Genomic DNA, 15,662 nt, shown 5'->3' on the forward strand with positions numbered 1-15,662 from the left:
CTCTTTGTATTTATTACACTTCATATACATTAAGCCATAGATTCCTTCTGCGGCAGCTTTTCGTCCTTCTTGGGTTTGATCGCGAATAAGGCGATTACGCTGGCTAAGACACATATCCCTGAGATGGTGTAGAACATCGTGGCCGGCGACATTTTCACAAGGATTGACGCAAGAGGAGGTCCAATGGCAACCCCGATGAAGCGGGTAGAACTATAAATCGACGTGATCGTACCCCGCTGGTCCTTCTCGATTCCTCTTGTAATCATGACGTCAAGGCATGGCAACGCGGCGCCAATTCCGATTCCAGCCAAGCCAATCCAAGCAATGAGCCAATAAATCGACGTCACCATACCGCAAAGAAGAATGCTTCCAGATAATACAATCAACCCCGCGAATATCATCCATTTCATGAGTCTCTCGTCCTTGCCAATACCTTTACCTGTTATAAAAGAAGCGATACATAAAGCTGCAAGAGGAATAGCAAGGAGGCATCCTTTTACCACGCCAAAAACGTTGAATTTATCTTCTAATAAGTCCGACAAGTAATATAAAGTCCCGAATATAACAAGCATACAAATACATCCGATAGCGAATATCGCATACAGCCAGCGGCCATTGTTCTTGAAAATGCTTTTGATATGGGAAAGATAGCTTGCAAAAGATATCTTATCTGCTTGTTCCGATTTCCTTTTTGGGGATTTTACCAGAAATAGCACAAGCAACATCGAAATCAGACACAGTAAGGGGATGAACATAAAGGGCAGAAACCAGATAACCATCGCAAGAGCTGATCCTAGAATAGGGCTGAGCACTTTCCCAAATGTATTCGCTGTCCTCCACAATGCCAAGACCGCTGCTGACGTCATCTTCCTGCTTGAAAATATCACCTACGAGTGGAATGACAATGGGGAAAGCTCCCGCGGCACCAATACCTTGAATGAAGCGGCCAACCAAAATCATTGCATACGATTGATCCATCCACCATGCCGCTAAACCCGCAATCAAACCGCCAATACCCGTGATAATTAAGCTGGGTATAATGACAATTATCCGACCAAATCGGTCGGATAAATAGCCGGCAATAGGTATTAAAATAATAGCCACAGCTGAATAAACCGTAATCAGTAAACTTACTTGTAGAGAAGTGATTCCTAGTTTACTCCGAATGGCGGGTAACACAGGAATTAACATGGAGTTTCCCAAAGTCATGATAAGCGGTATGGATGCTATTGAGAAGAGCTGCTTTTTATTTTCGATACTCATAGCTTAGTACACTTTACACCTCTCAATCCATCTTTCATGTACATTAAATTAACCCAAGACGCATAGCCCTATCCGTACCAATCTTCGAATTCAGAAATTAGATATAGAGTAAATCGAAGTATAGGTTATCCCTCATGTGGAAAAATTAAAGCGTATATGTATAAATGGGGGGGCTTTTCAGTTGAATAAGAAAGAAAATCAGTTATCTGTTTTCTCTTTAGGCGGCATCAACGAAATTGGTAAAAATATGTATGTGGTGCAATATGGCGATGATATCATTGTCATTGATTGCGGCTCAAAGTTTCCGGATGAAAGCTTGCTCGGTATTGACTTGATCGTTCCGGATATTACCTATTTGCTCGAAAATAGCGATAAAGTCCGCGCACTGATTATTACACATGGACATGAGGATCATATCGGGGGCATTCCGTATATACGAAGACAATTGAATATGCCGATTTATGCAACTCGGCTAACGCTAGGGCTAATTGAAGGCAAGTTGAGAGAGGCTGGACTGCTTGCAGATACGAAATTTATTGAGATTGACTCCGATTCGAGCATCGAGCTAGGGCAAATCACGTCTACCTTTTTCAAAACAAACCATAGTATCCCTGATTGCTTGGGGGTTGTTTTTCATACACCTGAAGGAACCGTCGTACATACGGGAGATTTCAAGTTTGATCTGACACCAGTCAACAATCAATACCCTGATATTCATAAAATGGCGGAGATTGGGAAGAACGGTATTCTACTTCTTTTATCGGAAAGCACGAATGCTGAGCGCCCAGGCTATACACCTTCGGAAAGTCTTGTAGGTAAGCATATTGAAGATGCCTTTCATAAAGCGAAGCAAAAAGTGTTCATATCCACCTTTGCCTCTAATGTTCATAGGCTTCAACAAGTTGTTGATGCTGCTCAGGCAACGAATCGGAAATTAGCCTTATTAGGCCGCAGTATGGTCAATGTTGTGAGAATTGCTTCTGAGCTTGGTTACCTAACGGTCCCTGAAGGGATGCTAGTAGAAGCGGGAGAAGTCAATCGGATGGCTTCAGAACGGATAGCGATCTTATGTACCGGTAGTCAGGGAGAACCGATGGCTGCATTATCGCGCTTGTCCCGTTCGAATTATCGTCAGGTAGAAATTATGCGTGGAGACACTGTTATTCTATCCTCATCCCCGATTCCGGGAAATGAACGCAATGTATCGCGGACTGTCGATAATTTATTTAGCTTAGGAGCTGAAGTGATATATGGTTCGAGCTCGTCTACAGGCATGCACGTATCCGGACACGGGAGTCAAGAAGAGTTGAAGTTAATGCTCACACTGATGAAGCCGAAATACTTTATTCCGATTCATGGCGAGTTTAGAATGCTTCATCAGCACCGTATTTTGGCTGAAGGGGTCGGTGTGGACCCAGCAAATATCTACATTCTAAATAATGGCGATGTCGTGGATATCAAGAACGAGGTAGCAACTCAGAGCCGCAAAGTGTATGCGGGGAATACCCTTGTCGATGGATTAGGGGATGTTGGCAACATTGTTCTACGTGACCGTAAACAACTGGCCGAGGATGGTATTTTGATCGTGGTCCTACTGCTTAGTAAAAGTGACGGTAAAATTTTGTCCGGTCCGGATATCATCTCCCGCGGGTTTGTCTATGTTCGTGAGTCGGAAGACCTGATGGATCAAGCCAATATTTTAGCAACAGAAACGATAAATAGGCTTCAAAAAGAAAACGTGAATCAATGGAATGTGCTTAAAACGAATGTAAAAGAAGCTCTAGGAAGACTCTTTTATGAAAAGACGGGCAGAAGACCCGTGATTCTCACCATACTTACGGAAATCTAGCACAAACAAGCGGATCCCTTCGGTTTGAAGTCGAATCCGCTTTTTACTTTATTAACGGATCACTGTCGATGTATGAGAAAATGTCTTGGGGGAGGAATCAAATGATCCATTACTGGCTTGTACTACTCACTATTGCCGTCGCAGTCGCCTATATAGCGGACAAGATCAAACAGCCGTATCCAACATTGCTGGTTATTGCAGGGCTATTGTTGGGGGTCATACCGATTCCTGCTCTGGATGAAATCAAAACGTATGTCGCTTCGGATCACGTCTTTCAAACAGCAGTCATTCTGATCTTTCTGTCAGCTTTAATAGGGGATGCGGCCCTTAAGCTGCATGTTCAAGAATTAAAAGCAAATAAACGACCGATTCTCTTACTCTCATTGCTAGGTACATTCATTACTTTTGTGCTAATCGCAGGACTTTGTAACGCTCTGTTAGGTCTTTCTTTACAAAAGTCCTTGGTGTTCGGTGCACTAATGGCCGCGACAGACCCTGTGTCGGTGCTTAGCATTTTTAAATCTATGGGATTAAATGAAAAGCTGTCCACGATTGTTGAAGGCGAAAGCTTGGCCAATGATGGTGTAGCCGTTGTTTTATTCAAGATTGCAGCGGTTACAACGGTTCTCAGTGCTTCAGGAACCCTGGAAGGTGCTGTGGAATTCGTGAAAGTTGTCCTCGGCGGTATGATTATTGGTGTGGTCGGAGGATTCATTGCCTCAAGAATTACTTCGAAAATCGATAACTATTTGGTTGAAATAGGGCTTTCTATTGTTCTATTCTATGGGGTTTTTGAAATGGCAGAGATGTTTCACCTATCTGGAGTGATTTCCGTCGTATTTGCAGGTCTATTATTGGGGACATATGGGAAAAAGATTGGGATGTCCGACTTTACACTTGAGAAAATGGACTCCTTCTGGGAAGTGATAGCTTTTATAGCCAATGCTTTAATCTTCCTTATGGTAGGGCTAGAGATTTCAAATATTGATTTTACGGACAAATGGCTGGAGATTGGCGGGAGCATTCTGATTGTAGTGGCTGCAAGATTTATTGCAGTCTATGTTAGTCTGCTCAGGGATCGTTCGATCCCTAGTGCGTGGAAGCCTATTATTGCTTGGGGCGGTCTGAAGGGTTCCTTATCCATTGCATTGATCCTCAGTATATCTCCGTCCTTTGAAGGCCGTGACTTATTGTTAGCCATGACCTTCAGTAATGTGGTCTTTTCTCTTCTGATTCAGGGCACTACGGTTAGCAAATTGGTGTCTAAATTAAAGGTTAGCTAGCACTGCCAGCCAAGAGAACCGCTGCGAGAAACACGAGCTGCAGCAGCGTTCGAGCGAGCAGCTTAGGCGTAGGTCTTCCGCCGATGGTTAATCGTTCCCGGGCTGCCTTCACATTGGCTGGAAACATGGCTATTAGCAGCATCGCCAAGCAGATGGAAGCCACGCGGGAGGTAGCGGGGAGGAGAATGCCGATGGCTCCGGCAATTTCCAGCCAACCAGTGGCAGTAATCAGCCAATTCGGCCTCGGGAATGCGGGTGGAACCATCCGGATCAGGTCTTGTCGGCTTTTACCCCAGTGAGCGGAAGCGGTAACCAGCAGCATAACGGCTACCGCTCCTTGGAGCGAAGTTTGCCAACCGTCGAAATAGGACCAGCCGAACAGGCCTAGAACCCTAAATAGCGTAAACGAAACAACAAGCACATAAAAAGGTACCATGGGTATCCCTCCGTTAAAGTCTATTGGCTTGAATTGGCTTGTAACATATCCCTCATAAACAACGAATAATCTTGGGTATTAAAAGAAGTCCCAGCCAGTGGAATCGAGGATCGCAAACGTAAACCGAGTGAGAGCAGAACGAACATCTCCGCTGTTTTGTCCGTATCCACTGATTCCGGAATGACCCCATGTTCTTGGCCAGTCAGTATCCACTGCTTGGATACATGCACAGACCGCTTATAATACTGCTTGAGCACATCCGCTATCAGAGGCTGATCCTCTTTTCCAAGTAAATACATCAACACCTTGTTCGTCACGTCCTGACCGTCTTCCAATGCTGAAAGACTGTCTGTAATCTTCTGCATAGGATTCTCGAATGTTGGGCGGCTTTGATCCACTTCGTTCATAAAACGTTTATTGGTCTCTTCTAGCCGCTCTTGCAGTACCCAAGCAAAGATTTCGTCTTTACTCTTCACGTAATGGAAAATAGCCCCCTTTGACAATCCTGATTTCTCCATGATGTCTTTCATTGTGATCGAGTGACACCCTTTTTCCCGTATCAGCTCTTTGGTTGAATCCAGCAGCAGCTTCGTTGTTTGCTGCCTGCGTTCCTCTTGCTTCAAAGTCATCCCTCCGTGTACGTTTGTAACCTAATAACGTCGATTATTATAGCTATATCTGAATTATATATACCGACCATTGGTTTGTAAATAGGTTTTAATCATTTTTGGAAGGCATACAAACAAGCGCATGCCACCTAAATGGCGCATGCGCTAGTTTATATGTCAATATCTAGACAGGCAGCAGAAGCACTTTGCCCGAGGTCATATTTGTCATATACTGCTGGATGGCATCTACAGTTTGACTCATCGGGAAGTTTTGACTAATCTCGGTTTGGATATGTGATCCGATTGATTTTTTCATCGAGCCCTGCAGGGCCAGAAGTTCGAAGATCGATTGTGTTTTCACCCAATCGGATGCCCAGAATCCGGCGATACGTTTCCCGGCGAAAAACAAGATCATCGGCGTTGATCGTTGTCGTTTTTCCTCCCAGAAGGCCGTATTGGAAAATGGTAGCGCCATCAGGTAGCGCCGACAGCACGAGCCCCGTCAAGTCGCCTCCTACGGCATCAAAGCACACGGTAGCTCCTAGCTCATGAGACTTGCGCTTTAAGTCCTGCTCGAAGGTGTCTGAGCTGCTGTTGACGATATGCTGTCCGCCTATTTCTCTCAGCAGCAGTTCTTGTTCTTCCTTACGAACAACACTAATCACAGGAATACCATGCTCTTTTCCGAGCTTCACTAGGATTCTGCCAAGTGCGCTAGCACCGGCTGTTTGGACGATTGCTTTGGATTTATGCTGCTTAGCTATTTTCACCATGGCCATGGCACTCGCCGGATTGACGAAGAAGACGGCACCCTGCTCATCGGATACATGATCAGGCAGCACCATGCAGGTCATAGCACTTGCTTTGGTATAGGGCGCCCAGGAGCCGTAAACTTCGGATACGAAGGCGACACGCTTTCCTTTTAGCATTCGTGCGACAAGGCTGCTGCCTGTCGCGATAACTGTTCCGCATCCTTCCATACCGCCAACCGAAGGCAGTTCTCGTTGTATGCCATAATGACCGTGCAGAAATAATAAGTCGTCGGGATTAATGGAGGCAGCATGTACTTTAATCAGCACCTCGCCGCTGTTTATTTCCGGAATGGCAGTCTCGCCAAATTCAATACCTGAAATCCCTCCATACTCCTTGATCATAACGGCATTCATTATCTTCGTCATGCTAGTAAACCCACCTTATCTATTTGCGTATAATGTTCTGTAATGATTATATATGACTGCTGCAAAAGTGGGAATATTTATAACTGTCTGATAAATCCATGAGCGATATTGAGATCCGACGGCATGAATTTGGTAGCGCCTGATTTGATCAAACCAGCAAGAACGACACAATTAGAGGCAATGGCCCCACGCATCCATTTGGGATCGAAGGGAGAGTTGGCTTCTAAGGTTTGGAGGTCCTGCGCTGCCAATTGTCTGGTTAGTAGGGTGAAATCATTTCGTTGGCAATACAGATCATCCTCAAGCTCGATCTGGAAATGACGCAAATACGTTTTCTCACCGCCCGTATAAGCAAACTGCTCTAAGGAAGCCGGTAATCGGCAGGAGAGCCATTTGATACAAGTGGCAATCTGTCTTTGTTCTGGAGGTCCAAGCAAGTTGAATTGTTGGTTAAGATCCGAGATGCCGAAAGGAATCAGATAAGGAGCCTCGCTTTCGCTCGTGATAATTTGGATGCTGCCTCCCCCGGCATTGATCACATCAAGGTCACTCGGGATATCCGATTCGGCTATAGCTTTCTTCAGCAAGTCAGCCTCCTCTTTCTGGCTAATGGTTCTGTAAGCAATCCTCAAATTCCTACAAACTTCCTGCATATGTTCGGACAAATGAGGTGATCTTCGCATCGCTTCTGTACCAATAGCTTCGATGTCTCCTTGACCAAGGCCTTCGATAAAGGAGCACTGCGTAGAAAGCAAAGACTTTAAAGTACCTTCAATAGACGGCAGGTCCACCCCGCTCTCCAGAAGCTCCCATGTTAGAACATCCACTTGCTCAATTTGATCGTTTGATTTCCTGAACACTTTGGCACTATGACTTCCCAAATCCAAAATTAATTTATTACTGTGCATAAGATCTCACCCATTTGTTTTCGTAGTTTGGTTATCCCCAAGCGTGGCTTCAGAACTCCAATACTAAAGGATCAATGATTTCTATGTCAACCAATTTTTACTAAAAATTAGTAAAAGTTTGTATAAAGATCTAGTTTCAACAAATTGCATTGTTATACGACACAGATAGCATTAAGCCAGAGGAAATAGATACAAACCTCCCTTATATGTTCATCAAAAAAAGATGACCCAATCCTCGAAAGGATTGGGTCATCTTCACATGACAAATTTATAACCTACGCCCCACACGGTTTTTATGTATTTCGGTTCTTTGGGATTAACTTCAATTTTTCTGCGCAAATTCGTAATATGAACATCAATGGCACGGTCGTTTATGTAGGAATCGAAACCGCGTAATGCATTTATGAGATCTTCTCTGCGGTAAACGCGTTCGGGGTGCTCGTACAGCAGCCGGATAAGCTCGAATTCGGAGAACGTCATTTCGATGGAGTCGCCTCGGACGTAGAGTGTTCTTTTTTCCAAATTAATGTTTAAATCCATGGCTGGTACGGTAACTTCATGATCTACCTGAAGTTTTGGAGTCTCGGGAGGGTGTCCCAGTTTGAAACGACGTAATAGGGCTTGTATTCTGGCTTTCATCTCATGCATACTGAATGGTTTGCATAAGTAATCGTCAGCACCTACGGTGAAGGCTTCAATCTTTTCGCTCACTCTGGAGTCGGATGAAATGACAATAATGGGCACAGGAGTTATGTTCCGAAGGGAGGTACACAGCTCAGTTCCTTCAAAGTCAGGAAGATTGAGGTCGAGAAGAATGAGATCCGGTTCGAATTCATGCAATGCTGTAAGGCCTTCCTGACCGTTGTGGGACCTTAGGACTAGGAAGTCTTCCTCTTTCAGATACATACAGATCATTTCTCCGATAATATCATCGTCTTCAATTAGTAGAACTCTGTCCATTAGAAACTCCCCCAAACTAAGCTAAATTTTCCAATTCAAAATTCATGAAATGAACAGAGGGAATGCACGTGCTAACACTTTACTCATTAATTCTATTATACTTTGTCGAAATTTAAGAGTAAACCGCTATCATTGACATTTTAAGAGAAATTGTTAGTAAATTATTAGCGAAAATAGAAGGGGGAATTCGTACCATTTATGTAAGTAACCTAATAAGTGGAAAGTATAATAGAGATAATGCGTAATTATTGCTTGTAAGGGTGGTGGGGAAATGGGTCTTTTGGACGGGTATGGTGTTCTAATCGTAAGTGAATCAAATGAATTAAGATCGGTAGTAGGGGCCTTAATCGAAAAGGATATACAGTTCGTAATGACAGGTATGGCGAAGCATGGAAATACCGTACTTGACTGCATCTTGGCTAGTAAACCGGATTTGGTCATCATTGATTTAGATATGGATAACTCAGATGGACTAATTGCGCTTCATCTTATTATGAATCATAGTCCTATTCCTGTCGTAGTACTTAGTACGCATACACCCGAAGGTTCTATGAAGACCATTCAAGCGATGCGGCTAGGTGCGGCAGATTATTTTCATAAAGAAATGTTAGCCCAGGAATTGAAAAATAAAATTGCGACCTCTTATTTTCTAGAACGATGCAAAATGGCCATTCAAAACGGGATTCAAGGCGTCTATGACTCTCACTTTTATTCAACAGGAATTGCAGAAACAGTTCTTTCTGCCCCCCTGCCACATAGACAAGATCAGTTCCAAAGGCGCATGGACATCGAGTTTCACTTGCGAAGAGCGATTGACAATCAGGAGTTTCATCTTGTTTATCAACCAGTCGTTGATGTATTTACGAATCGAATTGTAGGACTAGAGAGCCTGATTCGTTGGAATAATGCTACTTTGGGTCATGTGCCTCCTTCTGATTTTATCCCTATAGCGGAAGAAAGCGGACTTATTCATGAAATTGGGGAATGGGTACTGAAGGAAGCCTGTATGCAGAACAAGCGGTGGCAGGAGGCGGGCCTTTCCAAGGTGTTCGTTGCGGTTAATCTGTCCAGACGACAGTTCAATGATAGCCGACTTAGCCGGATGATTCAGACTATTTTGGAGAAAACGGGCTTACAGCCCAAGTACTTGGAGCTCGAAATTACCGAAAGTATGAGTATGCAAGTTGAGCTGGCCGCAGACGCGCTTCGTCAGCTGAAGAAGCTGGGTGTTCGCGTCGCGATGGATGATTTTGGCACCGGGTACAGCTCACTCGGGTATCTCAGAGATTTTCCCATTGATAAATTGAAAATTGACCAATCCTTTATTAAGGGATTGATACAAAGCCAAGTGAATGCGGTTATTGTAAACACAATGGTTACGATGGCTAGAAATTTGAATCTTCTCGTTGTAGCGGAAGGTGTAGAGACAGAGGAGGAGCTTCAAGTACTTCGGGAGTGCGGCTGCAGGCTGGTTCAAGGCTATTATTTTAGCCAGCCGGTCATGGCGAAGCGTATCGAGGAAATGCTGCATCTAGAAACAAACAAACAGGATAGCGTGATTATCCTACATTCTAAGTCGATATAGGCTGGTGATTATTCTGCTTCACGCTTTGATTACCAATTTTGCTATTATAACGATTTTTGTATTATTCGTGGAACAGCTTTCCATAACGATGAAACTGAATCAGAAGCCAACTTGGCTCTATAAGGTTTTTATTGGTCTTTCACATGGAATGTTAGTCTTTGTCCTCTTGCACTTCAGTGTCCACGTTGATGATCACGTTATTATTAACTTTCGCGGAGTAGCCTTACTGCTTTCTACTTATCTAGGAGGATTCTTCTCCTTAAGTATTACATTCGTATGCTTATGGATAGGGCGCTACATCTTTGAAGGTTACATAGAAATTCCGCAGCTGATATTTGGAATGGTAGCTGTCACGGGGACTAGTATAATATTTGCTAGAACACGTTCGTATTGGCTTAAATGGTTATATGGAGGAGCTATTTTCTATCCGTCCTATTATACGATGATGTGGTTTGTTTATCGAACACCGTTTGATGTCTTTTACAGTTATATTTTCATTCAGCTGCTTTGTTTGTTTCTTGTTGCTTGTTTTCTGCGATATTTACTCCGGGCTCGTGAGTATAAGCAGCAGATCTATCAAGTGGAACAGGAACTAATCGATATGCTGCGCTTTCAGGCAGGGTTTACGTTTAAACTCCATAAACACCGGGATCGATACGTTTACATCCTATTTGAAGGACAGCTGGTCTATCATCTTGGTCTGAGACCTAGTCAATTCATCGGCAAAGAGTTGGACGAAATCCATGTATTAAGTGAAGAGTTTAAACAATTCGTAAAGAAGCATTATGATAAAGCTTGGCAGGGCGAACGAGTCTCGTATGAATACGATTGCGGCGGCTCTACGATCCTTGTTAACCTACAACCCATTTATAAGTATGGTTCCGTCAATGAAGTGATTGGATCTGCCGTGGACGTGACCGAGCACCGTGCAGTGCAAATCAAAGCAAGAGTCAGGGATGAGCAATATCGGACGTTGGTGGAAAATTCGGAGGACTTTATTTTCAGATTTCGACTGGATGGTAGCATCTCCTCTACGAACTACAAAATGCATCAGACCTTTCAGCTAGAGCCTGAGCAAGTAAGGGGACAGCAATTAACGGATCTGGTCCAGATGGATGAACCCGAGAAGTGGGAGCGGATATTTGAACAAACGATTGAGATGGGGAAAACACAGCAATTTGCGATTAATTTCCTGCTTCCAGATGGCGATCAGCACGCGTATAACGTCACCTTGTCCCCTTTATTCAATGAGGATAAATCAGAAATCACCGGCGTCACCGGAACGGTACATGATATAACCGACTTGAAGAAGCGAGAGGAAGCGGATGAGTCCAACAGGGCGAAGAGTAAGTTTCTAGCTAGGATGAGTCATGAAATACGCACCCCCCTGAACGGGATTATTGGACTTTCTTTACTTTTACAACGAACAGAATTGACGACGATTCAGAAGGATTATTTGGACAAAATTGATTGTTCCTCGAATGTCCTGCTTGCAACGATTAACGATATTCTTGATTTTTCGAAAATCGAGGCAGGCAAAATGACCTTGGAGATGGTGGATTTCTCACTAGAGCTATCGCTCCAAAAGGTTGCCGATCTGGTCAGCGTATCTATCGGCAAGAAGCGAATCGAGATCATGCTGGATACTCCAGCAGATTTACCGGATATTGTTAGCGGGGATTCCTTTCGACTAGAACAAGTACTCATTAATTTATCTAATAATGCGATTAAATTTACCAAGCAAGGCTATATCCGATTGAAAGTACGGCTCGAGAAATATGTGGACGAAGGGGTCGTTGTTTCTTTTACAATGGAGGACTCTGGAATTGGTATTTCTAGGGAGCAGCTATCGCAGCTATTTTTACCGTTCTCGCAAGCTGATACATCCATAAGCCGCAGGTACGGCGGTACCGGGTTAGGACTTGTCATTTGTCAGCATTTGGTGCAGTCTATGGGGGGCGTTTTGCAGGTGGATACGGTCCTTGGGGAAGGCAGCCGCTTTTATTTTAGCCTGACGTTTGGCACAAAGGGGGATGCAAGGAAAGAGGCAAAGCGCCTGGACAAGCACGCTGGGCTGCCGCAGGGGAATAACCGTGTGCTCTTAGCTGAAGATCATCCAGTTGTAGCGCAGCATGTATCCGAGCTCCTTAGTTCCTTTCAATACCAAGTGGATACGGTTACATCTTCTTCCGATTTGTTTGCTTCTTTGGAACATGATAGTGCGAATAAGTCTGCACATGACTATATATTCCTGGATATGCAAATGGATCAAATGCAGCATCCCGCCACTTGGCGCCATATATTAGTTTCGTTAGATCGCTCTCAGACGAGAGTGATTGCGTTTACAACACTTGAAGGCAGAGAGGAAATGTCCGAATTGCCATCGGAACTGAAAGCGGATGCAGTTATTGTTAAGCCCGTCAGTAGGCTGACATTGCAGAAAAGTTTACAAGCTTTGAATCAACATAGATTGGAGACATTTCAAGCCTCTGCAAACAATTCCACTGAAGTAAGCAACTCGTCGTCCATGTCCAAAGGTAGTATTTTAGTTGCTGAGGATAATGAAATTAATCAATTGGTGATTATTGGCCTTCTTGAACAATTAGGTTACCAAGTGGTTATTGCGCAGAATGGTTATGAAGTCCTGGAACTTGTTGATCAGCAGGAATGGAAGCTTATTCTAATGGATATTCATATGCCTGAGATGGATGGCTATGAGGCAACACAGCGGCTCAGGAAGCTCAAGCTGATGAATCGGATCCCGATCATTGCCCTTACCGCAGATGTCATGATGCAGGAACGCCCGGAAGCCCTAAAACTTGGGCTGAATGACATCCTGATTAAACCAGTAGATGAAGAGCAGCTTTCTGATATGCTGGAGAAGTGGCTAAATCCGAATTGGTTATTTGAAATCGAGGGTGTAGATACCACGCAAATAATGAGAAATATCGATCATAAAATACATATTCTTCAATATATGATGGAGAAATTTAAACAGGATTATCGTAATTTCTCGGAGCAATTTTTCCTGCTTATCATCAATCAGGAGAATGCGACTGCACGCAGAATGGTTCATACGCTTAAAGGTATTGCAGCCAATTTCTACGCGGAGCCGTTGTTAACGGCAGTTCTGGCTTTGGAAAAAGAGATGGAAAACGAAATAAATTTGGATGTCTGTCATGAGGGGATTATACGTATTCAGATTGAGATTGAGCGGATACTTGGCGTGAAGCAAGATGTTCCGCAAGCGAATTACCGGAGTCGATAGATGCCCGGTTTTTTGCTTTTTCAAAAAAGAAGCTGCCGCGGCAGCTTTTTCTTTTTTGAGAAAGAAAAAATTGAATAATACTCTGGAAGAGATAGTAAAATGAAACTTTTTTCCTATTTCTGACGTTTTAGAAGATGTGCTACCTTAATTACGGAGGGGATTGCTATTCGAAATAATATCGCATTAGCTGTACCGATTCAACTTATCGCGTGGGTGGTACTTGTTTTATCATTGACTTTGGAGCCTTTTAGTTGGTTTTTACTGCCAAGCGTCAATAACACCCCAGCGTTTATTACCGTTTCAAAATGGTTAATACAATCCTTAATTGTTGCTCATTTAATTGGATATTTCGTAAATAAACTGTTAAATAGATATAAATTATCGGATATTAATTGGAAATATTCTGTGCATCTCATTTTTTCTATTCTTCATATCGTTATCATCAGTGTTCTGATCATTGTCTTAGTGGGATTTGAGGATCTATAGTGAAAAGGCAGGTGTACGATATGAAAACAATAAAGGTTTATCATTACGATGCATTCAGTCATATTCCTAACATGGGTAACCCTGCGGGCGTCGTATTGGAAGGCGAAAAGCTTTCTGATGATGACATGCAAAAAATAGCAGAACAAGTTGGTTTTAATGAAACGGCTTTCCCGCTTAAGTCCGAAAAGGCTGATCTTAAGATTCGTTTTTTTACACCTGGTCATGAAATGAACCTCTGTGGTCACGCTACAATGGCAACCATTTATGCAATGAAAACAAAAGGGTTGCTTGGAGATCAAACAGAATTGACGATTGAAACAAAAGCAGGCGTATTATCGATTAGACTTGAGTCACAACTGAATAAAGGGATTTACATAACGATGCAGCAAGCCCCTCCGCAATTCCAAGAGTTCAATGGTTCACTGAAAGATTTGGCATCTGTTATGGGGATTCAAGAAGAAGATCTAGAAACCAATTTACCAACAGTGTATGGAAGTACGGGCATATGGACGTTGTTAGTCCCGATAAAAAACCTTAGTGCTTTCAGAGCAATGAAACCGAATAATAAGCACTTTCCAGAAGTATTAAAAGAAATGCCAAAGGCGTCGGTACATCCTTTCTGCTTAGAAACGTACGATGTGAATGCGAACATGCATGCTCGTCATTTTTCATCTCCATTTTCCGGTACGATTGAGGATCCGGTTACTGGAACTGCTTCTGGAGTAATGGGTGCTTATTATGCCAAATACATAAACAAGGAAGCAGGATCTCCACTAAATCTTTTGATTGAGCAAGGCCATGAAATGGGCCGGGATGGCAGAATTCACGTAACAGTAACACCAAACAATGATCAGTATGGCATAGAGATAAAGGGTACTGCTGTTCATGTTAAAGATTTCGAGGTTTCCATATAATACGGCGGCCTACGGATATATCGACATTAGCATTGTTAAAAGAAGAAGGGACATGACAGTCCTAGCTTTGGAATGAAATGCACTCCTTTGAGTAACAATAACTTGAAGTGTATTTAGTAATGGATAATGGAGGGATTTCTTTGGATCAAAATGAATTGCATAAGAAGCTTGGACGTCCAGTTAGCTGGGCTATAACCTCGAATCCGGAAGAGAACGCGGATAACGCTATCTCGAATAATGTGGACCAGACAGATGAGAAAGTTCCGTCTAACTATCAGGCGATAGGTGAGAGCTATAGCGATACGACTAACTTTGAAGTTAATAAAGAGCCCGGTAGATTAAATTAAAATGATAAATAGGAGGAGCCATGTTGTGAGTTTTCAATGTGGCTTTTTTTATTGCTAACTATTGTGAGCTACCGAACAAGAAAGGGACTGCTTTGTGAAAAAATATATTATCTCATCTTTTATACTTCTCCTAATTCTTTCTGGAGTTGCACTGCGTAAAGATTTCACTTTGTTCATTAAAAACATCGAAAAGGAATTTTATTATCACTCATCAAAATTGACGGAAAATATAAGCGTCATATTAGCTTACAGAGGAGTAACGAGCAATTCGGATAGATATATCAAGTTTATAGAACATGTTCAAGAAGGGGAAAGTGATTCATTTACCAGAATTTGGTTTGATGATATGAAAGATATTAATAATTTCAGCACTTTTCATTTTAACGGCAACGTGATTACATATGTACAAAATATTACGTATCTTGGTGAAACATCAACTGCCTTATATACTTGTAAAGGGATAGAAGGTATAAAAGTAGAGCGAAACACGGTTTATTCCTTTACAGGTTGCACGAGTCAGGAGAAAGATAAAGATACCTTTAATATGGAGGTATTTTGGATTCCTAATTAATAATTC

At 42.9% G+C, this 15,662-nt stretch carries 14 protein-coding genes; 7 read left to right on the forward strand and 7 right to left on the reverse strand.

The window, feature by feature from the left end:
* Positions 1-29: 29 nt before the first annotated feature.
* Together QFZ77_RS07300 and QFZ77_RS37730 are read right to left on the reverse strand one after the other, a co-directional pair.
* Complete coding sequence (locus QFZ77_RS07300; protein WP_373462572.1) at positions 30-779, reverse strand: MFS transporter; 750 nt, start codon at positions 777-779, stop codon at positions 30-32.
* Positions 667-1,263, reverse strand: a complete 597-nt coding sequence (locus QFZ77_RS37730) for an MFS transporter (protein WP_373462573.1) — start codon at positions 1,261-1,263, stop codon at positions 667-669. Before QFZ77_RS37730 ends, QFZ77_RS07300 begins: the two co-directional genes overlap by 113 nt.
* 181 nt (positions 1,264-1,444) lie before the next feature.
* Between QFZ77_RS37730 and QFZ77_RS07310 the strand changes: the two genes are divergently transcribed.
* The gene (locus QFZ77_RS07310) at positions 1,445-3,112 is read left to right on the forward strand and encodes a ribonuclease J (RefSeq protein WP_307438028.1); all 1,668 of its coding nucleotides are present in this window, start codon (positions 1,445-1,447) and stop codon (positions 3,110-3,112) included.
* Between the two features lie 101 nt (positions 3,113-3,213).
* Positions 3,214-4,395: a cation:proton antiporter gene (locus tag QFZ77_RS07315; protein ID WP_307438030.1), complete on the forward strand. Its 1,182-nt coding sequence runs from the start codon at positions 3,214-3,216 to the stop codon at positions 4,393-4,395.
* Here QFZ77_RS07315 and QFZ77_RS07320 read toward each other — a convergent pair.
* The 5 genes from QFZ77_RS07320 to QFZ77_RS07340 all read right to left on the reverse strand — a co-directional run bounded on the left by QFZ77_RS07320 (position 4,388) and on the right by QFZ77_RS07340 (position 8,485).
* The gene (locus QFZ77_RS07320) at positions 4,388-4,831 is read right to left on the reverse strand and encodes a DoxX family protein (RefSeq protein ID WP_307438032.1); all 444 of its coding nucleotides are present in this window, start codon (positions 4,829-4,831) and stop codon (positions 4,388-4,390) included. The genes QFZ77_RS07315 and QFZ77_RS07320 overlap by 8 nt on opposite strands.
* A 20-nt stretch (positions 4,832-4,851) precedes the next feature.
* Positions 4,852-5,454 (reverse strand): TetR/AcrR family transcriptional regulator, encoded by a 603-nt coding sequence (locus QFZ77_RS07325; RefSeq protein WP_307438034.1) that lies wholly within the window; start codon positions 5,452-5,454, stop codon positions 4,852-4,854.
* A gap of 260 nt (positions 5,455-5,714) precedes the next feature.
* Positions 5,715-6,617, reverse strand: coding sequence for an alcohol dehydrogenase catalytic domain-containing protein (locus QFZ77_RS07330; RefSeq protein WP_307438036.1), 903 nt, complete (start codon positions 6,615-6,617; stop codon positions 5,715-5,717).
* A gap of 77 nt (positions 6,618-6,694) precedes the next feature.
* Complete coding sequence (locus QFZ77_RS07335; protein WP_307438038.1) at positions 6,695-7,525, reverse strand: Ppx/GppA phosphatase family protein; 831 nt, start codon at positions 7,523-7,525, stop codon at positions 6,695-6,697.
* Between the two features lie 255 nt (positions 7,526-7,780).
* Positions 7,781-8,485 (reverse strand): response regulator transcription factor, encoded by a 705-nt coding sequence (locus QFZ77_RS07340; protein WP_307438040.1) that lies wholly within the window; start codon positions 8,483-8,485, stop codon positions 7,781-7,783.
* Positions 8,486-8,756: 271 nt separating this feature from the next.
* On the opposite strand from QFZ77_RS07340, the gene QFZ77_RS07345 reads away from it, so the two are divergent.
* The 5 genes from QFZ77_RS07345 to QFZ77_RS07365 all read left to right on the forward strand — a co-directional run bounded on the left by QFZ77_RS07345 (position 8,757) and on the right by QFZ77_RS07365 (position 15,656).
* The gene (locus tag QFZ77_RS07345) at positions 8,757-10,070 is read left to right on the forward strand and encodes an EAL domain-containing protein (RefSeq protein WP_307438042.1); all 1,314 of its coding nucleotides are present in this window, start codon (positions 8,757-8,759) and stop codon (positions 10,068-10,070) included.
* A gap of 4 nt (positions 10,071-10,074) precedes the next feature.
* Entirely contained in the window at positions 10,075-13,338 is a 3,264-nt protein-coding gene (locus QFZ77_RS07350; protein ID WP_307438044.1) for a response regulator, read from the forward strand.
* A 506-nt stretch (positions 13,339-13,844) separates the two neighbouring features.
* Complete coding sequence (locus QFZ77_RS07355) at positions 13,845-14,738, forward strand: PhzF family phenazine biosynthesis protein (protein ID WP_307438046.1); 894 nt, start codon at positions 13,845-13,847, stop codon at positions 14,736-14,738.
* Between the two features lie 140 nt (positions 14,739-14,878).
* Positions 14,879-15,085: a hypothetical protein gene (locus QFZ77_RS07360; RefSeq protein WP_307438049.1), complete on the forward strand. Its 207-nt coding sequence runs from the start codon at positions 14,879-14,881 to the stop codon at positions 15,083-15,085.
* Positions 15,086-15,179: 94 nt separating this feature from the next.
* A complete protein-coding gene (locus QFZ77_RS07365; RefSeq protein ID WP_307438052.1) occupies positions 15,180-15,656 on the forward strand; it encodes a hypothetical protein in 477 nt (158 codons plus the stop codon).
* Positions 15,657-15,662 lie beyond the last annotated feature (6 nt).

Source organism: Paenibacillus sp. V4I3 (genome assembly GCF_030817215.1).
Classification (GTDB): domain Bacteria; phylum Bacillota; class Bacilli; order Paenibacillales; family NBRC-103111; genus Paenibacillus_E.

Bases quoted from the DNA above. Each gene is read 5' to 3' on its own strand.
- QFZ77_RS07340 (WP_307438040.1), bottom strand. From the start codon at position 8,485: ATGGACAGAGTTCTACTAATTGAAGACGATGATATTATCGGAGAAATG.
- QFZ77_RS07345 (WP_307438042.1), top strand. From the start codon at position 8,757: ATGGGTCTTTTGGACGGGTATGGTGTTCTAATCGTAAGTGAATCAAAT.
- QFZ77_RS07320 (WP_307438032.1), bottom strand. From the start codon at position 4,831: ATGGTACCTTTTTATGTGCTTGTTGTTTCGTTTACGCTATTTAGGGTT.
- QFZ77_RS07315 (WP_307438030.1), top strand. From the start codon at position 3,214: ATGATCCATTACTGGCTTGTACTACTCACTATTGCCGTCGCAGTCGCC.
- QFZ77_RS37730 (WP_373462573.1), bottom strand. From the start codon at position 1,263: ATGAGTATCGAAAATAAAAAGCAGCTCTTCTCAATAGCATCCATACCG.
- QFZ77_RS07335 (WP_307438038.1), bottom strand. From the start codon at position 7,525: ATGCACAGTAATAAATTAATTTTGGATTTGGGAAGTCATAGTGCCAAA.
- QFZ77_RS07355 (WP_307438046.1), top strand. From the start codon at position 13,845: ATGAAAACAATAAAGGTTTATCATTACGATGCATTCAGTCATATTCCT.
- QFZ77_RS07300 (WP_373462572.1), bottom strand. From the start codon at position 779: ATGGTTATCTGGTTTCTGCCCTTTATGTTCATCCCCTTACTGTGTCTG.
- QFZ77_RS07330 (WP_307438036.1), bottom strand. From the start codon at position 6,617: ATGACGAAGATAATGAATGCCGTTATGATCAAGGAGTATGGAGGGATT.